We start from the raw sequence: 18076 nt of genomic DNA, 5'->3' as shown, positions 1-18076 counted from the left end.
GCTCCCGCACGTTCATTGTGGCCCCGGTACCGCCTTCGCGGTACATCGTCCGAAGGAGTGAGATGCGGGGCTCCGCCGATCGGCTGCTGGCCCGGGTGGCCAGCCTCGATCGACCGAGACTCGCCGCCATCGTCGTCACGGCTTTGGTCGCCACAGCGGCCGGGCTGCTCCTTCCCAGCGCCCTCGCGGCCGCGGTGGACGCCGTGGTCGCGGGCCGTCCGAGCCGGCCCGAAGTCTCCTGGCTGCTGCTCGTCGGCGGCGCGGAGATCGCCGCGGACGTCATCGGCGGAATCCTGACCACCCGCGTGACCGCGACGGCGTCCGCGTGGTTGCGTCGCACGCTTTCCGACAAGCTCTTCGTGCTCGGCACCCGGTCGAAGTTCGCCGAAGGTGACGCGATCAGCAGGCTCACCGGCGACTGCGTCGGCGCCGGCGGCATCGTCACGATCATCGTCCAGTGCGGCTCGATGCTGGTCATCTCGTCCGGCGCCGTGGTGTTGCTCGCGGTGCTGGACTGGCGCCTCGCGCTCGTGTTCCTCGGCAGCATCCCGTTCGCGCTGCTGCTCGCCCGCAGTCACCTCAAGCACACCGCCGACGATGTCCTTGCCTACCAACAGGTTTCCGGCGAGCTGGCAGCCCGGATGGTCGACGCCGTCGCCGGTCTTCGCACGATCGCCGCGTCCGGCACCGCCGACCGTGAAGCCGAACGCGTGCTGCGCCCGCTCCCGAAGCTGACCCTCGCGGGCATGGGCATCTGGCGCACGCAGGCCCGGATGGTCTGGCGCGCCGGCCTGCTCACCCCGGCCGTCGAGCTGGCCGTGCTGGCCGCCGCCGGGTTCGGCGTGCTCGCCGGCCGGCTCAGCGTCGGCGATGTCGTCGCGGTGCTCGGCTACGTCGCGCTCGCCCTCGGCCTGGTCACCCAGATCCCGCTGCTCACGATGCTGTCCCGCGCGCGCGGGTGCGCCGAACGGCTCGCCGAGGTCCTCGACGAGCCCGAACCCGAGCGCGGCATGCTCCCGCTGCGGCCCGGAGTCGGCCGGCTGGACCTGCGCCGCGTCGGCGTCACAGGCGCCCTGGCCGAAGTCGACCTGACCATCCGCGGCGGCACGTGCCTCGCGATCGTCGGCCGTTCGGGCGCGGGGAAGTCCGTGCTAGCCGGCGTGCTCGGCGGGCTGGTCACGCCCGACCGGGGACAGGTCCTGCTCGACGGACGTCCCCTCGCGCGCATCCGCCCCGAGGAGCTGCGCGCGGTGGTCGGCTACGCGTTCGAACGCCCCACACTGCTCGGCGCGACGGTCGCCGACGCCGTCGGCTACGGCACGTGGGCGGGCGAGTCCGCGATCCGCGCCGCCTGTCAGACCGCGCAGGTCGACGAGGTCGTCGTCCGCCTGCCCGACGGCTACCGCACCCCGCTGGCCGAGACGCCGTTGTCGGGCGGCGAAGCCCAGCGCCTCGGGCTGGCCCGGGCGATCGTGCACCAGCCGCGCGTGCTGATCTTCGACGACGCGACGGCCAGCCTCGACACGGTCACCGAGGCCGCGGTCGAGCGCGCGCTGGCGAGCGCGCTGCCCGGCCGGACGCGCGTCGTCGTGACCCACCGGGCCGGCACCGCCGCCCGCGCGGACCTCGTGGCCTGGCTGGAAGAGGGCCGGATCCGCGCGGTCGCCCCGCACGCGGCCCTCTGGCGGGAGCCGGGATACCGCGGGGTCTTCACGGAGGACGACGAGTGAGCCTGCGCCGGTTGTACTGGTCCGCGCTCACCGGGCAGTGGCGTGGCGGCGTCGTGCTGCTCGTGTGTTCGGTGCTCGAAGGGCTCCCTGCTTTCTTTTCGGGCCGGTTGGTCGAGTTGTCCGTGGACCGCGGTTTCGCCGTCGGCGACCCGCGGACCGGGCTCGGCTGGCTGGCGCTGTTCGGGCTGGCCGCGGTGCTGGGCGCGTTCGGTTCTCGGATGGTCTGGCACCAGCTCGGCAAGGTCGTGGAACCCCTGCGCGACGCACTCGTGACGGCCGTCGTGCGTGGCGTGCTGCACGACGAGTCCCCGCCGCGCAACCAGCCCGATTCGAGCGGGGTCGCCCGGATCACCCAGCACGTCGAGGTCGTCCGCGACGCGACCGCCGGGCTGCTGGTGCAGGCCCGCGCCATGCTGGTGACGACGGCCTCGGCGCTCGCCGGGCTCGTGACCGTCGCCGGCGCGCTGGTGCTCCCGGTCGCCGTGCCGGTGGTCGCCTCCCTGGTCGTGTTCGGTTGTCTCCTCCCTTCGCTGGCTCGTCGTCAGCGCGCACTGGCCCTGGCCGACGAGCACACGGCCGCGACGGCCGGCGCGTCCCTGGCCGGGATGCGCGACGTCGTGGCGTGCGGCGCCGAGCCGATCGCCGCGCTGGCGATGTACGACGCGGTCGACGCCCAAGCCGCGGCCGCCGTGCGGGTCGCGCGGTCGAGTGCCCTCCGGTCGCTGGTGATCTCGCTCGGCGGGTTCTTGCCGCTGCTGCTCGCCCTGTGGCTGGCCCCCGGCCTGGTCGCGACCGGCGAGCTGACCGCGGGCGCGGCCTTGGGCGCGCTGGTCTACCTGGCCACGACGATGCAACCGGCGCTGCGCGGGCTGGCGGCGACGGCCGGCACCGTCGTGCTGCGCCTGCTGGTCGCGCTCCGCCGGCTCGCGGAGACGGCCGAACTGCCGGAACGTCCGGACGGCACGGCGACCCCGCGCGGCACCGACGTCCGGGTCCACGCCCTGACGTTCGGCTGGGGCGCGACGGCCGAACCCGTGGTCCGTGGTCTGGACCTGGGGCTGCGGCCGGGGGAGCACCTCGCCGTGGTCGGCCCGAGCGGGATCGGCAAGTCGACACTGGCCGGCTTGCTGACCGGCATGCTCACCCCGCAGGACGGCCGGGTGCTGCTCGGTGGCGTCCCGGTCCGGGACGTGCCCGCGGTCCAGCGCCACGAGCTCGTGGCGCTGATCCCGCAGGAGGCGTACGTCTTCGCGGGAACCGTCCGCGACAACGTCGCCCTGTTCGCCCCGTCAGCCTCGGACGACGCGCTCGCCGCCGCCGCGACTGCGGTGGGCGCGGGCGCGCTGCTGAGACGGCTGGGCGGTCTCGACGCCGAGATCGGCCACGGCGGCGAAGGCATCTCCGCAGGCGAAGCGCAGTTGCTCGCGCTGGCCAGGGTGTACGCCGGTTCGGCGCGGTTCGTGATCCTCGATGAAGCCACCTCCCATCTCGACCCGGTGTCGGAAGCCCGCGCGGAGCGGGCCTTCGCCGCGCGGGGTGGTGTGCTGGTGGTGATCGCGCACCGGCTGTCGTCCGCGCTGCGCGCGGACCGTGTCCTGGTCATGGACGGCCGCGAGACCGCGGTGGGCCGGCACTCCGACCTGCTGGTGAGGTCGGCGCGCTACGCGGAGCTGATGCAGGCCTGGGCGACGCCGGTGGCTGGGGGAGCAGCCGCCGAAGGCGCTGGATCTGCAACTGCGGGCGGGGTCGCCGGCACGGAGTCCGCGGCAGCAGCCGCGGGTGGTCTGGTCCGAGACGCCGCGACGGCTCCGGCCGCCGACGGGGGTGGTTCAGCCCCTGCCGCTGGCACGACCACGACCGCCGCCGGTGGTACTGCGACTGCTGCTGCCGCCGCTGCCGCTGGCACGACCACGACCGCCGCCGGTGGTACTGCGACCGCTGCTGCCGCCGCCGCTGGCACGACGACCGCCGCCGGTGGTACCGCGACCGCTGCTGCCGCCGGTGGCTCAGCGGTTGGTGCTGCCACGCGCGCTGCCGCCACCGCTGCTGGTGCCGGTGGTGCCGCGACCGCCGACGCCGATGGTGGTCCAGCCCGTTCCGCTGCCACGACCGCTGCCTGTGCTGCCGCGACCGCTGCTGCCGCCGATAGTTCCGAGATTGCCGTCTCCGTCAGCAGCCCCGTCGGCGGCGCGTTCTCGGGTGACCTTGCCGATGACGCCCCGGCAGTTGTCTCGGGTGACCTTTCCGTCCGTCCCGGGACCACCGCCGCGGACGTGCCCGTCGACGCCGCCACGGAGCCACCTCCGTGGCGGCCTTCGCCGGTTCCGCGTGCCGTCCGGGCCAGATGACCACTCGCCCGTCCACTGTGGACATATTCACTACCGTCCACGCTACCGCCGCCGAGGGACTCGGGAACCCGCCATCGCGAATCTGTGGATAACTCGGCCTTCTTGTCACCACATGTGGATAACTCGGGTCGATCGCCGGGTTCTGTCGGTGGGGTCGTGCATGATCGGAAGCAACGGAAGAACACGACTCGGACAACCGCACCGCCAGAGGGAGGTGATCAGCCGGCGGGGCACGTCATCCGGGTTGCAGTTCTTCCAAGGCCCCGCGCAGCTTGCCGGACACCGGAACCGGCCGGCGCGTCTCGCGGTCCACGAACACGTGCACGAAATGGCCCTCCGCGACCAGTGACTCGTCGGCGGCGTACATCCCGATCTCGTAGCGCACGCTGGACTTCCCCAGGTGTGCGACACGCAAACCGATCCGCAGCGAACCAGGAAAGGACACCGATGAGTGATACCCGCAGTGCGACTCGACGCACAGCCCGATCACCTCCCCGGTCTCGAGGTCGAGACCACCCTGCTCGATCAGCCACGTGTTGATCACTGTGTCCATCAGCGAGTAGTGCACCACGTTGTTGACGTGCCCGTAGACGTCGTTGTCCTTCCAGCGCAACGGAACCGTCTGCCAGTGCGGGTAACCGTTCACCACAGGGACACCGAGTCGCGCAGGATGCCGGCGAGGTCCTCCTCGGACGCCTCGCGGGGTGCGGTGGCCAGCAATCGCTGCTGCTTCAGGGTTCCCTCGACCAGTGAGTCCACATCGGACTCCGTGTAGCCGACGGCACCGATGCCGTCCGGGATGCCGATCTTCCGCATCAGGTCGACCAGCACCGCGGGCAGGTGGCCGGCGGCGTCGCCGGACCACTCGAAGCCGGGCGCCAGCAGGCGGGCGACTTGCCGGTGGCGGTCCGGCGCCGCGTCGAAGGTGAAGCGGAACGCGGCGGGCGCGGTCAGTGAGACGGCCATCCCGTGCGGCACCATGGGTTCGTCACCCGGGTAGCCGTCCGGGTGGAAATCCCTGACCTGCCCGGCGATCGGGTACGCGTTCGCGTGCGGGATGTGCACGCCGGCGTTGCCGAACCCGAGGCCCGCGAACGTCGCGGCCAGCGCCATGGCCTCGCGTGCCTTGAGGTCCGAGCCGTCGCGCACTGCGGCGGGGAGGGCCCACGACAGCAGCCGGAGCGACTGCTCGGCGAACATGTCGGCCAGCGGGTTCGCGCCGCAGTACGGCACGCGCTGCTCCGGGCGCTTGCGGTCGAACTCGGTGTACGGCTTGGCGGTGTAGCTCTCCGCAGCGTGGCACAGGATGTCCATGCCACTCGCGGCGGTCACGCCGGCGGGCTGGCTGACGGTGAGCCGCGGGTCGACGACGGCGAGGGCCGGGCGCAGCCGCAGGTGGCTGATCCCGCTCTTGACGCGCAGGGACAGCACGTCCAGGACGCAGACGGTGGTGCTCTCCGAACCGGTGCCGGTGGTCGTGGGCACGGCGACGAGCGGCTTCAGCGGGCGGTCCGGCGCGCGGCCGCCGCCGACCGGTGCGTTGACGTAGTCCATGAGGTCGCCGTCGTTGCTGGTCAGCAGGTTCGCGGCCTTCGCGGTGTCGATCGAGGAACCGCCGCCGACGGCCACAAAGGCGTCGTACGGACCGGTTCCGCGGGCGAAGTCAACCGCCTTCTGCATGCTGACATCGGTGGGTTCGACGTGTACGCCGTCGAAGACCTCGGTCTCGATGCCGTAGCCGGTGATGCCGTCGGCGATGCGGCGCGGCCAGCCGGTCGCGGCGACCTGCGGGTCGGTCACGACCAGGACCCGGCGCGCGCCGTACTGCGTCAGGTCGTAGCCGATCTCGTCGCTGGCGCCGGTGCCGTACTTCAATGCCGGTGCACCGTAAGTAAAAACGGTTTCATGTTCCGTCGCGGCCAAGACTGCGGTCCTCGCTCCCTTGATCGGATCCAGTCGGTCAAAGCGGACATTCAGCCCAACCTTGCCGGGGTTTCGGCGAAGATCACTTGACTGCACTGAACGGTGCCCGCCTAAGCTCTCCTCATTAGATACCAACTGGGAGCGACCGTCGCCCAGACGGCCGTACGGATCCTGACCGAGGCGCGTGTCCGCCGTGTCTACGCGGTGGTCGGTGAGTCCTTCCTGGAACTGCTCGACGCCCTTCAACGCGAGCGGGAGATCACCCTCGTCTCGGCGCGCCACGACGCGGGCGCGGCGTTCATGGCGGAGGCGGAGGGCAAGCTCACCGAACGGCCCGCCGTGCTCCTCGCGAGCCGGGGGCCGAGCGCCGCGAGCTTGGCGATCGGCGTCCAAACGGCGTACCAGGACGAGACGCCGATGGTCGTGCTGCTGGAGACGCCGGCGACCGAGCCGGCGACGTGGACGTCCGGTGAGCTGCCGACATCCGACCTGACGGCGATGTTCGAGTCGATCGCCAAGTCGACCTTGAGCGTCACCGACCCGGACAGCCTGCCCAGCCTGCTGGCGCACGCGCTGACCACTTCGCAAGAAGGCCGGCCGGGGCCGGTCGTGCTCGGCGTGCCCTGCGACATCTGGGGGATGCCCTACGACGCGGCGAAGCCGATGGCGCGGGTGCGGCCGCCGGCGTCCGGCACGCTGGGCCGTTCGGCGGACGCCGTGGCGCAGCTGGTGGACGAGGCCAAGTACCCGGTCGTCATCGTCGGCGGGCGGGCGCGGTCGGCGCGCGACGAGCTGATCGCGGTCGCCGACGAGCTCGCGCTGCCCGTCTACAACGCCTTCCGGCGCCAGGACGCCTTCCCCGAGAACCACGCGCGCTACGCCGGTCACCTCGGGCTCGGCATCCCGGCCCGGCAGCTCGACGCCTTGGAACGTGCTGACCTCGTGCTCGCGCTCGGCACCCAGCTCGACGAGGTGACCACCCAGGCCTACCGCTACCCGACGGCCCAGCAGACGCTGGTCATGGTCGGCACCGGCATCGAGGTCAGCATGCGCCGGCGCGGGCTGACGTTCCGGGTGGATTCCGAGGTCGAGCCGTTCCTGCGGGAGCTGCGGGCAGTCGCGTCGCCGCGGACGCGGCGGGCTTCGGCGGCCAATGCCGCGGTGCACACCTTCATGACCCCGCCCGACACCAGCGGCAACACCCGCGTTCACCCCGTGGACGTCGTCCGCGCACTGCGTAAACTGGCCCCGGAAGACACCATCGTGACCAGCGACGCGGGCAACTTCGCCCAGTTCATGCACCGGTACTGGTGCTTCACGGCGCCGCGCAGCCAGCTCGGCCCGTCCAACGCCGCGATGGGCTACGCCGTGCCGGCGGCCGTGGCGGCGAAACTGGCCGAACCGCGGCGGACCGTGGTAGCCATGGTGGGAGACGCCGGGACCCTGATGACCGGCCAGGAGATCGAGACGGCCGTCCGCTACCGGGCGCCGGTGATGGTGGTGGTGTTCCAGAACGGCCTGCACGGCGGGCTCGCCATGCACCAGGCCCGCACCCACGGCCGGCTGTCCGGGGTGTCGATCCCGTTGACGGACTTCGCTTCGTGGGCGCGTGGACTGGGCGCGGCCGGGTACACGGTGGACGATCGGGAAGAACTCGAGCCGATCATCGCCAGCGCGCTGGTGCGGCAGCGTCCGTGCGTCATCGACGTGCGGACGGACCCCGATGTGGTGACTCCGGACGTGCGGCTTTCGGCGTTGCTGGGTCAAGCGCGCCCGCAACCTCCGGCCCAGTAACGATTCTCCTCGGTTTCGTTCTGGGAAACGCCGGGAATGTTCAGTGGTAGCACGGCGTTGGCTGGGGTAATCTGACGGTGTTCCGGTGGTGGTTCGCCGCTGAACCTTCCCGGCCGGGTCCCGGCGGGAGACAACCGGTTTCTGTCGGTGCCGCATGGCACCATCACGGTCATCACCCGCATCGCAGCGGGCAGGGAACGAGGGGAGTTTCGACGTGGCCGATCAGCAGCACGCAACCGAAGCAGCGCGGAAGTCCGGCGTCGTACCGGTGCTGTTCAGCGCCAGCGCGGAGGCGCACGACGACGCGGTCGTCGTCGCCGAGCACGAAACGGCCTGGCGCTCGCCGTTCTCGGCCGAGGGCCTGCGCGCGGCGAGTGGCGAATAGCTCACCTCTCCGGGGTGAAGACGGCTTGTCGGCGCAGGTGAACCTGTGCTTTACTTCAGATGGTCGATTTTTGTGTTCGTGTTAGCTCACGCTCGCAGAATTCCGCGGGCGTAGTGTCTCCTCGCCGAGGAAGCAAACCGTCCGGGTACTGACCCGGGTCGCCGAAGTGGCTTCCTGTTTTGGTGTTACACATGGAGACTTTTTTATGACTCAGGGCACTGTGAAGTGGTTCAACTCCGAGAAGGGGTTCGGCTTCATCACCCCCGACAACGGTGGCGGCGACGTCTTCGTTCACTACAGCGAGATCCAGGGTAACGGCTTCAAGACCCTTGAAGAGAACGCTCGCGTCGAGTTCGAGATCGGCCAGGGCCAGAAGGGCCCCCAGGCCACGTCGGTCACCTTGATCTGACTTTGATCTTGGGAAAGGGCCGTCACCCGTTCGGGGTGGCGGCCCTTTTCGTATGCTCTCCCACCATGATCGAGCACGGGTACACCGTCTCCGGGATGAGCTGCGGGCACTGCGCGCAGTCGGTCACCGAGGAAATCACCGCTCTGCCCGGAGTGACCGAAGTGGACGTCGACGTCGCGACCGGCCGGGTCGTGGTGCGCGCCGGCGTCGCGTTGGCGGAGCAGGACGTCCGCACCGCGGTCGAAGAAGCGGGTTTCACCTACGTCGGTGTGGTCAGCCTGGTGCCGTAGGCCGCACCGGTTGGTTCTTCTCCGGCGAAGATCCAGGTTGGACAGTCCACACAGCTCAGTCTCGACGCAGTAGCTGACCCGTTGGGCCGATCGGCCGCACCCACTCCGACACCAGCGCCACGCCCGGGCCGCGAGTCCTCTTTGTGACCTTCGCCGCGCCTTGTTACACGCAGCCCATCACATGCAACGCCCTGCAACCCTTCCCTCCGGCACCGTCGAGGGAGTCTCCTGGTACCCGACACGGAATCGGGAGGTCAGGTGGGCGAAACGGTGGCGGGGATCGTCGCGAACCCGGCGTCGGGGCGGGACATCCGCCGGCTGGTCGCGCAGGCCTCCGTGTTCCCCACCGCGGAGAAGGCCAACATGGTCCAGCGGCTGCTGGCCGCGTTCGCCGTGGCCGGGGTCGATCGCGCCCTCGTCTCGACCGATCTCGGCGGGATCTCCGCCGCCGTGCTGCGGGCGCTCGGGCGGGGCGGGACCTGGCCGAACGTCGATTTCCTGGACGAAGATCCGCTCAGCGGCACCGCCAAGGACACCAGCAACGCCGTACGCCGGATGGTCGACGCCGGCGCCGGCGTCATCGTCGTGCTCGGGGGTGACGGCACCGCCCGCGTCGCCGCCGCGGCCTGCGAAGACGTCCCGCTGCTGGCCCTTTCCACCGGGACCAACAACGCGTTCCCGCAGATGCGGGAGGCGACCGTCGCCGGGCTGGCCGCCGGCCTGATCGCCACCGGGCAGATCGATCCCGACCTCGTCACGCACCGGGTCAGCGTGCTCGAAGTCGTCACCAAAGCACGCCGCGAGATCGCGCTCGTCGACGTCTGCGTGTCCCTGAGCAGGCACATCGGTGCTCGGGCGCTGTGGGATCCGGCGTCGCTCACCGAGCTGTACTGCACCTTCGCCGAGCCCGACGGCATCGGTCTTTCCAGCGTCGCCGGCCAGCTCTGCCCGAGCCCGCGCTCGAGCCCGGACGGCGTCGCGTTACAGCTCGGGCCGGTCGGGGAGACGCCCTACGTCGTGCACGCGCCGATCGCGCCCGGGCTGGTGCGGCCGGTCGGGGTGCGGGGCTGGGGCGTCCTGCAGCCGGGCATGCGGGTCGAGCTCGCCGCGGCGGGTGGCGTGATCGCGCTCGACGGCGAGCGCGAACTCGAACTGAAGCTCGGGGAGAGCGCGTTCGTCGAGCTCAAGCCGGACGGGCCGTGGTGCGTCGACGTCCGGGCGGCCATGGCGGAAGCGGCACGAAAAGGATTGTTGCGCAGCGAGCCGAACTGACGAAGGAGCGCCGACGATGACGGACACCCTGCGCGAGGCGTATCGCACGATGCGCACCATCCGGGCCTTCGAAGACCGGGTGCACGAGGAGTTCGCGACCGGCGAGATCCCCGGGTTCGTGCACCTCGACGCCGGTGAGGAGGCGTCGGCCGCCGGTGTCTGCGCCCACCTCGACGACCGTGACGCGATCGCCGGCACCCACCGCGCCCACTGCATCGCCAAGGGCGTCGACGTCAAGGGCATGATGGCCGAGGTCTACGGCCGCCGGACCGGCTCCTGCCATGGCAAAGGCGGCTCGACCCACATCGCCGACCTCTCGAAGGGCATGCTCGGCGCCCACGGCATCGTCGGCGGTGGCCCGCCGCTCATCTGCGGCACCGCGCTTGCCGCGAAACAGCAGGACACCGGCGGTGTCGGGGTCGCGTTCTTCGGTGACGGCGCCGGCCACCAGGGCGCGACGCTGGAGGCGCTGAACCTCGCGGCGATCTGGCACCTGCCGGCGATCTTCGTCGCCGAGAACGACGGGTACGCCGAGGTGACGTCGAGCAGCTGGTCCGTCGCGTCGGACAACATCGCCGACCGGGCGGCCGGCTTCGGCATCCCGGGCGTGATCGTGGACGGCTTCGACTTCTTCGCCGTGTACGAAGCCGCAGGTGAGGCCATCGAACGCGCCCGCGAAGGCGGCGGGCCGACACTGATCGAGGTCAAGTTCCTCGGCTACCGGAAGGGGCTCGACTGCCTCGCGTGGTTCCGGGCCCGCGTCACCGAAAGCGGCGAGCTGGCCGAAGCGGTCCTGGACGACATCGACGCCGAAGTCGCGTCGCTCGTCGAAGACGCCGTCGCCGAGGCGAAGTCCGCGCCCAAACCCACCTGGGCGGACCTCGAAACCGACGTCTACGCGACGTACTGATCGCCATGACCCGGACGATCAGCTACCGCGAAGCGATCGACGAAGCGCTCGCGCAGGAGATGGCCCGTGACGAGTCGGTCATCGTGCTGGGTGGGGTTCCCGGTGCCGCCCGGGGACTCTTCCCCGGCCGGGTCCTGGACACGCCCACCGCCGAATCGGCGTTCGTCGGCGCGGCGATCGGCGCCGCGACGCGTGGGCAGCGGCCGGTCGCGGAGCTCGTGTCCATCGACTTCATGGGCGTCTCCTTCGACCAGATCTTCAACCAGGCGGCGAAGTTCCGGTACATGTTCGGCGGCAACGCGCGCACGCCGGTGGTGATCCGCACGACCTACGGCGCCGGCCTGCGGGCGGCGGCACAGCATTCCCAGTGCCTGTACCCGATCTTCACGCACATCCCCGGCCTGAAGGTCGTCGTCCCGTCGAGCCCGTACGAGGCGAAAGGCCTGCTCATCCACTCGATCCGGGACGACGACCCGGTGATCTTCTGCGAGCACCGGGCGCTCTACGACACCAGCGGCGAGGTGCCGGAGGAGAGCTACACGATCCCGTTCGGCGAGGCGAAGGTCGTCCGCGACGGCGGGGACGTGACGATCGTGGCGATCGGCCGCATGGTCACGATGGCCCGGCGGGCCGCGCACGAACTGGCCGCGACCGGCGTCGAAGCCGAGGTCATCGACCCGCGCACCACCAGCCCGCTCGACACCGGAACGATCCTGGAGAGCGTCGCGAAGACCGGCCGGCTGGTCGTCGTCGACGAGGCCTCGCCGCGCTGCAACCTCGCGACGGACATCTCCGCGCTGGTCGCGAAGGAGGCGTTCGGCGCGCTGCGGGCGCCGATCGAGATGGTGACGCCGCCGCACACGCCCGTGCCGTTCTCCGACACCCTCGAAGATCTCTACATCCCGGACGCGCAGAAGGTCCTCAACGCCGCGAAGGCGGTGGTGGAGTACCGGCGGTGACCGGGTGTCGGTGCAGCTCCAATGCCGTCCACAGTGGACTTGACGCGCGGGCCGGCGCAGCTCGGGCGCCGTCGTCGCCAAAAGCAAGAGCCGACGGCGAGATCGTCCCCACCTACCGATCAACCGGCAGAAAAGGCACACTGACGGGGTCGAGCGCGAGGAGCGGCGGTTGGGTCAGCAGGACCTCGAGGCAGCGTTGCCGGCCGGGGTGGACCCCCGGCAGCACGCACGCGCCCTCGCCCGGGTGCACGAAGCGGCGGTCGCCGGCCGGGAACTGCCCACCCGGCTGCGGCCGGTGATCAGCGCGTCCTGGCAACGGATGCGCCGGCTCGGCGTCGATCCGGAGGGCCGGCCGTCCGCGCCCGTCCTGACCTTCGAGCAGCTCGAGGCCCGCCGCCGCACGAGTGGCCTGGTCCAGGCCCTGCCGACGTTGCGGGGCGGGCTGATCAGCCTCGCCGAGCAGGCCGCCCACATCATGGTGATCGTCGACGCGAGCGGCGCGGTGCTCTGGCGCGACGGCAGCACCGCGGTCAGCCGCCTCGCCGACCGGGTCGGGTTCGTCGAAGGCGCCGACTGGCAGGAAGAAGCCGTCGGCACCAACGCGATCGGCACCGCCCTGGTCACGCGCCGCGCGATGCAGGTGTACTCCGCCGAGCACTACGTCCGGGCCCAGCACGTCTGGACGTGCGCCGCCGCGCCGCTGCACGACCCGCGCGACGGCAGGCTGCTCGGCGTCGTCGACCTCTCCGGTCCGGCTTCGACCGTCCACGCGTCGACGTTGGCGCTGGTCGACGCCGTGACGCGGCTGGCGGAGACGCAGCTGCGCACCACCCACCTCACCGATCTGGAACGCCTTCGCGGCTTCGCCGTTCCGGTGCTCGCGAAGGTCGGCGGGCCGGCCGTCGTGGCCGACGAGCACGGCTGGATCGCCGCGGCCGCCGGGCTCGCGCCGGTCGACCGGATCGCCCTGCCGTCGGGGCTCGCGCCGGGCCTGGCGTGGCTGCCCGCGTACGGCAGCGTCGCGGTCGAACCGGTGCCGGGCGGCTGGCTGATCCGGCTGACCGAGGCCGACGCCGAGACCGCTCCGGCCACCCGGGTCGTCCTGGACGTCCGGTCGGCGCGCGAGCCCGAGCTGACCGTCTCCGGCGGCGCCGGGACCTGGACGCACCGGCTCAGCCCGCGCCACGCCGAGATGCTGTACGTGCTGGCCAGCCACCGGGCCGGCCGCTCGGCGTCCGAGCTGTCGCTCGACCTGTTCGGCGACGCCGGCCGCACGGTCACCGTCCGCGCCGAGATGTCCCGGCTCCGGCGGCACTTCGGCGGCATCCTCGGCGCGAAGCCGTACCGCTTCGCCGACGACGTCGAGGTGCTGGTCCGGCGGCCGGCCAACGCCGAAGCCGTGCTGCCGCACTCGCTCGCCCCGGCCATCCGCGGCTGAACTCCACCCCCGGCTCCACCCGCCGACGGTCCCGGTCCACCCCGGTCCGTTCGTAGCGTCAGCGCCATGGACAAGTCGGAGCTCATCCGCCTGGCGCTGGCCAAGGCGACGGAACACAACCGTGGGGGAAAGATGACCGGGAAGACCGTGCTCGCACTGGCCGTGATCGGCGTGGTGGTGCTGGTGGCGTTCATCGCCTACCGGCTGATCCTCGTCGAGCTGATCACGAGCCTGACCCACAAGTAGAGGGGGAGCGTTGCCGCAATCTCTGGGGCCGAGCCCCAGACCCCAGCCGGGGGACAAGCCCCCCTGGACCCCCCCAAATGCGGCGTAGGCCGCTGCTGCCGGACACCATCGCGCCGTCTTGGCTGGTGGTCCAAGCGCTCGGCACGCTCTTCATCGCGGCGACGCTGCTGACCGCGCGCGAGCCGGACCCGCGGATCTGGGCCTGCTACGGCGTCTCCGCCGCGTGCTGGCTCGGGTTCGTCGTCCGGGCGTACCGACTGCCGAGGACGGCGGCGGCGCTGCTCGCGGTGGCCGGCGCGGTGCCGGCGGCCGTCCTCGGGTGGGCCGGGGACTCGTCGGCGATCGTCCTGTCCGTTGTCGCGCTGGGCCGGCTCGCGACGCTGGTCACGGTGAGCGTCGCGGCGATCGTCGCGGCCGGCGTGGCCGACGTCCTGCTGGCGGCGACGTCGTACGCCGCCGCCGGACGGGACCTCGGGCTCGTCGACTTGGGCGTGATGCTCCTGCTCGTGCTGCTCGGGCTCAACCGGCGGCAGTACGAAGCGCAGGCGAAACAAGCGGAAGCGCTGCTGGAGCAGACGCGGCTCGCGCAGGCCGAGCACGCCCGGGCCGCCGCGCTCGACGAACGCACGCGGATCGCGCGCGAGCTCCACGACGTCTTGGCGCATTCCCTGGGGGCGCTGGGCGTCCAGCTCGAACTGGCCGAGGCGCTGCTCGCCGAGAAGTCCGATGTGGACGGTGCGCTCGCGACCGTCCGGCGATCCCGGCGGCTCGCCAACGACGGCCTGGCCGAAGCGCGCGACGCCGTCGCCGCGCTCCGCCGGGACGTCCTGCCGCTGGCCGACGCGCTCGCCGCGGTCGCCGCCGCGCACGCCCGTGACCACGGGGTTTCCGTGGCCTTCGACGCCGAAGGGGAGACGCGCCCGTTGCCGTCCGCGGCCGTCGTCGCGCTGGTCGGCACCGCGCGCGAAGCGCTGACGAACGCGGGCAAGCACGCGTCCGGTGCGGACGTCCGGATGCGGTTGACGTACGAACCAGGCGTCGTGCGGCTTGAAGTCGTCAACACGACGAGCGACTTCACTCGAACAGGTGAAGGTTTCGGCCTTGCCGGGATGCGCGAGCGGCTCGCGCTCGCCGGTGGCACCCTGGCGTCGGGCCCGGAAGACGGCCGGTGGCGCGTGCTCGCGGAGGTGCGGAGTTGATCAGGGTGGTCGTGGCGGACGACCAGCAGGCGGTCCGCGAAGGCCTGGTCGCGCTGCTCGGCCTGCTCGACGACATCACCGTCGTGGCCTCGGCGGCCAACGGCCGCGAAGCCGTCGAAACGCTGGCCGCGCACCCCGCCGACGTCGTGCTGATGGACCTGCGGATGCCGGAGCTGGACGGCGTCGCCGCGACCCGGCTGATCCGGCGTGACCACCCCGGCACCGCCGTCGTCGTGCTGACGACCTACGCCGACGACACGTCGATCGCGGACGCGTTGCGCGCCGGCGCCCGCGGCTACCTGACCAAGGACGCCGGCCGCACCGAGATCGCCGCCGCGCTGCGATCCGCGGCCGCCGGGCAGGCGATCTTCACCGCCGCGGTCTCCGACCGGCTCGTCGCCGCGCTCGACGGCCGGCCCGCGGCGCGTACCAAAACCGAGCTGCCGGACGGCCTGACCACCCGCGAAGCCGAGGTTCTCGGCCTGATCGCGCGGGGTCTCACCAACGCGGAGATCGCGGGGGAGCTGTTCATCGGCGAAGCGACCGTCAAGACCCACATCAACAACGCTTTCGCGAAGATCGGCGCCCGTCATCGCGCGGAGGCCGTCCGGTATGCGCTGTCCCACCAGCTCTGAGATCACGTGCTGATGACAGCGGGCGGTGCCGGTGGCTGCGCACACGGCGACTCGGCTACCTTTCTGCGGGTACGGCTCATGGGGAGGAATCGGGGATGACCAGCACTGCGACGGCGCCGGGTCCCACGGCGCCCGCGTCCGGGCCCGCGCCGCCGACACCACCGCCACCGCCGGAAGGCCGTGACCGGGCCGGGGGCCGCAGCGGCTTCCTGGGCCTGCTGGACCTGCCTGGCCAGGGGATACGCGCGATCATCCGGTCCGCCGCGACCACCCCCGGCCGGCTCACCGTCATCGCCGTCGGGCTCGTGCTGCTGGCCCTCGTCGCCGGGCTCGTCGCGACGCTCTCGGTGCAGAGCCGCGACGACACGATCACCGGCGTCATCGACCACCGCGAACCCCTCGCCGCCGCTTCCCAGCAGGTCTACCGGTCGCTGTCCGACGCGGACGCGACCGCGGCGAGCGCGTTCCTCTCCATCGGCACCGAGCCGCCCGAACTCCGCCAGCGCTACGAGCGTGACATCGCCGAGGCCGGCGCCGCGCTCGCGAAGGCCGCTTCGGACTCCGGTGACGTCGCCGACGCCGCCGGCCCGGTCGACGTCCTCAACCAGCAGCTGCCCGTCTACACCGGCCTGGTCGAGACGGCCCGGTCGAACAACCGGCTCGGCTACCCGGTCGGCGCGTCCTACCTGCGCGAGGCGTCCGAGCTGATGCGGGCGAAGATCCTGCCCGCCGCCCAGGACCTCTACCGCGTCGACACCGAGAAACTGATCGAAGAGCAGGACAGCGCCACCGGCTTCCCGTGGCTCGCCACGATCCTGGTGGTCGCGCTGCTCGCCGCGCTCGTCGTCGCCCAGATCTACCTGACCCGGCGGACGAACCGGCTGCTGAACGTCGGGCTCGTCGTCGCGACGGTCGCGGTCGTGCTGTCGCTGCTGTGGGGCGCGGTCGCGCTGGTCGTGCAGGGCAGCCTGGTCGGGGCCGGCCAGGACGACGGCTCGCACCGCGTCGACGTCCTCGTGCGCGCGCGGATCGCCGCGCTGCAGGCCCGCGCGGACGAAACGCTGACGCTGGTCGCCCGCGGCGACGGCGCGGCGTACGAAAAGGACTTCGGCGCCAACGCCGTCCAGCTGGCCGGGGCCGACGGCCAGGGCGGCCTGCTCGGCGAAGCCCGCAGCCTGATCTCCGACGGCGACGGCGCCGCGAAGGTCGTCGACGCGACGAAGGCCGCGAACGACTGGTTCAAGGCGCACAAGACGGTCCGGTCCCAGGACGACTCCGGGCAGTACCAGGAAGCCGTCGACTTCGCCGTGCTGGAGGACAAGACCGACGGCTCGGCCCCGGCGTTCCGGCGGCTCGACGACGCCCTCCAGGACGCGATCGACGTCGGCCGGCAGGAGTTCCTCGACAGCACCCACAGCGGCGACGGCGCGCTGACGCTCCTCGCGCCGGGCCTGGCCGTGCTCGCGATCGTCGCCGCGGCGGGGGCCACCATGGGAATTCGGGAGCGACTGAGGGAGTACCGGTGAGCAGGCGGGGTTACACGGTCCGGATCGGGGTGCTGGCGGTCGTCGCGATGCTGGCGGCGGCCTGCGGGAGCCCCGGGAAACCGGTCGACCCCGCGCCGGTGGGCAACGCGGCCTGGCCGCAGCCCGCGCACGTCGGCGGCCCGGACTCGACGGCCGGCGGCGGCACCGACACCAGCTGCAACCCGCAGGCCAGCCTCGCGCCGAGCGGCACGTCGATCCCCGACGGCTCGACCATGGCGAAGATCAAGGAACGCGGGAAGCTGATCGCCGGCGTCGACCAGACCACGTACCTCTTCGGGTTCCGCAACCCTACCTCGGGCAACATCGAGGGCTTCGACATCGACATGGTCAACGAGATCGCCCGGGCGATCTTCGGCGCGCCGGAAGGGCGCGTGCAGTTCCGCGCGATCCCGTCGTCGCAGCGCGAAGACGTCCTGACGCAGGGCCAGGTCGACATCGTGGTCCGGACCTACAGCATCACCTGCGCGCGCAAGGCGAAGGTGCAGTTCTCCTCCGTGTACTACAAGGCCGGTCAGCGGATCCTCGTCACCAAGGAGTCGAAGGTCACCAAGCTGGCCGACCTGAGCGGCAAGCGGGTGTGCGCGACGAAGAAGTCGACGTCGCTGGCGAAGATCGCGACGGACCCCGCGAAGCCGGTTCCGGTGTCGGTGGACAACTGGTCGGACTGCCTGGTGATGCTCCAGCAGGGCCAGGTCGAAGCCGTCTCGACCGACGACACCATCCTCGCCGGGATGGCCGCGCAGGACCCGACGCTGCAGGTCGTGGGCGACCGGTTCACCGAGGAGAACTACGGCATCGGCGTGCCGAAGGACAACACGGACATGGTCAAGTACGTCAACGCCGTGCTCGACAACGTCCGCAACAGCGGCGCCTGGCAGGACAGCTACCGCAAGTGGGTGGAGCCCTCGCTGGGCCCGGCCACGCCGCCGTCGCCGCAGTACCAGTGAGCCGCTCGCGACTAGGATCGGTCCTCGTACGTCGTCGGGGATCT

General features: G+C 71.7%; 17 protein-coding genes. 15 read left to right on the top strand and 2 right to left on the bottom strand.

Features of this window, described 5'->3' with window-relative positions; genetic code table 11:
• Positions 1 to 62 precede the first annotated feature (62 nt).
• Together OG494_RS34985 and OG494_RS34980 are read left to right on the top strand one after the other, a co-directional pair.
• A complete protein-coding gene (locus OG494_RS34985) occupies positions 63 to 1730 on the top strand; it encodes an ABC transporter ATP-binding protein (protein ID WP_328446058.1) in 1668 nt (555 codons plus the stop codon).
• On the top strand, positions 1727 to 4078 hold the full coding sequence (locus OG494_RS34980; RefSeq protein ID WP_328446057.1) for an ABC transporter ATP-binding protein: 2352 nt from the start codon (positions 1727 to 1729) through the stop codon (positions 4076 to 4078). The genes OG494_RS34985 and OG494_RS34980 overlap by 4 nt, the downstream gene beginning before the upstream one ends.
• Before the next feature lie 235 nt (positions 4079 to 4313).
• Here OG494_RS34980 and OG494_RS34975 read toward each other — a convergent pair whose 3' ends face one another.
• Both OG494_RS34975 and OG494_RS34970 read right to left on the bottom strand, forming a co-directional pair.
• Entirely contained in the window at positions 4314 to 4727 is a 414-nt protein-coding gene (locus OG494_RS34975; protein WP_328446055.1) for an acyl-CoA thioesterase, read from the bottom strand.
• Positions 4721 to 5953: a hydroxyacid-oxoacid transhydrogenase gene (locus OG494_RS34970; RefSeq protein ID WP_442874323.1), complete on the bottom strand. Its 1233-nt coding sequence runs from the start codon at positions 5951 to 5953 to the stop codon at positions 4721 to 4723. Before OG494_RS34970 ends, OG494_RS34975 begins: the two co-directional genes overlap by 7 nt.
• A gap of 183 nt (positions 5954 to 6136) precedes the next feature.
• Between OG494_RS34970 and OG494_RS34965 the strand changes: the two genes are divergently transcribed.
• The 13 genes from OG494_RS34965 to OG494_RS34905 all read left to right on the top strand — a co-directional run bounded on the left by OG494_RS34965 (position 6137) and on the right by OG494_RS34905 (position 18032).
• Positions 6137 to 7795 (top strand): thiamine pyrophosphate-dependent enzyme, encoded by a 1659-nt coding sequence (locus OG494_RS34965; protein ID WP_328459112.1) that lies wholly within the window; start codon positions 6137 to 6139, stop codon positions 7793 to 7795.
• Between the two features lie 214 nt (positions 7796 to 8009).
• The gene (locus OG494_RS34960; protein WP_328446053.1) at positions 8010 to 8180 is read left to right on the top strand and encodes a hypothetical protein; all 171 of its coding nucleotides are present in this window, start codon (positions 8010 to 8012) and stop codon (positions 8178 to 8180) included.
• 205 nt (positions 8181 to 8385) lie between these two features.
• Positions 8386 to 8589: a cold-shock protein gene (locus OG494_RS34955; protein WP_328446052.1), complete on the top strand. Its 204-nt coding sequence runs from the start codon at positions 8386 to 8388 to the stop codon at positions 8587 to 8589.
• Positions 8590 to 8654: 65 nt separating this feature from the next.
• Positions 8655 to 8879 (top strand): heavy-metal-associated domain-containing protein, encoded by a 225-nt coding sequence (locus tag OG494_RS34950; protein WP_328446050.1) that lies wholly within the window; start codon positions 8655 to 8657, stop codon positions 8877 to 8879.
• A gap of 258 nt (positions 8880 to 9137) precedes the next feature.
• A complete protein-coding gene (locus OG494_RS34945; protein ID WP_328446049.1) occupies positions 9138 to 10151 on the top strand; it encodes an ATP-NAD kinase family protein in 1014 nt (337 codons plus the stop codon).
• A gap of 16 nt (positions 10152 to 10167) precedes the next feature.
• On the top strand, positions 10168 to 11061 hold the full coding sequence (locus OG494_RS34940; RefSeq protein ID WP_328446048.1) for a thiamine pyrophosphate-dependent dehydrogenase E1 component subunit alpha: 894 nt from the start codon (positions 10168 to 10170) through the stop codon (positions 11059 to 11061).
• Positions 11062 to 11066: 5 nt separating this feature from the next.
• The gene (locus OG494_RS34935; RefSeq protein ID WP_328446046.1) at positions 11067 to 12020 is read left to right on the top strand and encodes an alpha-ketoacid dehydrogenase subunit beta; all 954 of its coding nucleotides are present in this window, start codon (positions 11067 to 11069) and stop codon (positions 12018 to 12020) included.
• A 169-nt stretch (positions 12021 to 12189) separates the two neighbouring features.
• Positions 12190 to 13458, top strand: a complete 1269-nt coding sequence (locus tag OG494_RS34930) for a GAF domain-containing protein (protein ID WP_328446044.1) — start codon at positions 12190 to 12192, stop codon at positions 13456 to 13458.
• Between the two features lie 66 nt (positions 13459 to 13524).
• Entirely contained in the window at positions 13525 to 13704 is a 180-nt protein-coding gene (locus OG494_RS34925; RefSeq protein ID WP_328446042.1) for a hypothetical protein, read from the top strand.
• A 77-nt stretch (positions 13705 to 13781) separates the two neighbouring features.
• On the top strand, positions 13782 to 14903 hold the full coding sequence (locus tag OG494_RS34920) for a sensor histidine kinase (RefSeq protein WP_328446040.1): 1122 nt from the start codon (positions 13782 to 13784) through the stop codon (positions 14901 to 14903).
• Entirely contained in the window at positions 14900 to 15538 is a 639-nt protein-coding gene (locus OG494_RS34915; RefSeq protein ID WP_328446038.1) for a response regulator transcription factor, read from the top strand. Before OG494_RS34920 ends, OG494_RS34915 begins: the two co-directional genes overlap by 4 nt.
• A 95-nt stretch (positions 15539 to 15633) precedes the next feature.
• Positions 15634 to 17064, top strand: coding sequence for a hypothetical protein (locus OG494_RS34910; protein ID WP_328446036.1), 1431 nt, complete (start codon positions 15634 to 15636; stop codon positions 17062 to 17064).
• Positions 17065 to 17111: 47 nt separating this feature from the next.
• Entirely contained in the window at positions 17112 to 18032 is a 921-nt protein-coding gene (locus OG494_RS34905) for a glutamate ABC transporter substrate-binding protein (RefSeq protein ID WP_328459111.1), read from the top strand.
• The last annotated feature ends 44 nt before the right edge of the window (positions 18033 to 18076 follow it).

Source organism: Amycolatopsis sp. NBC_00438 (assembly GCF_036026695.1).
GTDB lineage: Bacteria > Actinomycetota > Actinomycetes > Mycobacteriales > Pseudonocardiaceae > Amycolatopsis.
This window is presented reverse-complemented; position numbering and strand designations above follow the sequence as displayed.

Coding starts and splice junctions, on each gene's coding strand:
- OG494_RS34985 (WP_328446058.1), top strand. CDS start 63: ATGCGGGGCTCCGCCGATCGGCTGCTGGCCCGGGTGGCCAGCCTCGAT.
- OG494_RS34955 (WP_328446052.1), top strand. CDS start 8,386: ATGACTCAGGGCACTGTGAAGTGGTTCAACTCCGAGAAGGGGTTCGGC.
- OG494_RS34950 (WP_328446050.1), top strand. CDS start 8,655: ATGATCGAGCACGGGTACACCGTCTCCGGGATGAGCTGCGGGCACTGC.
- OG494_RS34940 (WP_328446048.1), top strand. CDS start 10,168: ATGACGGACACCCTGCGCGAGGCGTATCGCACGATGCGCACCATCCGG.
- OG494_RS34935 (WP_328446046.1), top strand. CDS start 11,067: ATGACCCGGACGATCAGCTACCGCGAAGCGATCGACGAAGCGCTCGCG.
- OG494_RS34925 (WP_328446042.1), top strand. CDS start 13,525: ATGGACAAGTCGGAGCTCATCCGCCTGGCGCTGGCCAAGGCGACGGAA.
- OG494_RS34920 (WP_328446040.1), top strand. CDS start 13,782: ATGCGGCGTAGGCCGCTGCTGCCGGACACCATCGCGCCGTCTTGGCTG.
- OG494_RS34910 (WP_328446036.1), top strand. CDS start 15,634: ATGACCAGCACTGCGACGGCGCCGGGTCCCACGGCGCCCGCGTCCGGG.
- OG494_RS34905 (WP_328459111.1), top strand. CDS start 17,112: ATGCTGGCGGCGGCCTGCGGGAGCCCCGGGAAACCGGTCGACCCCGCG.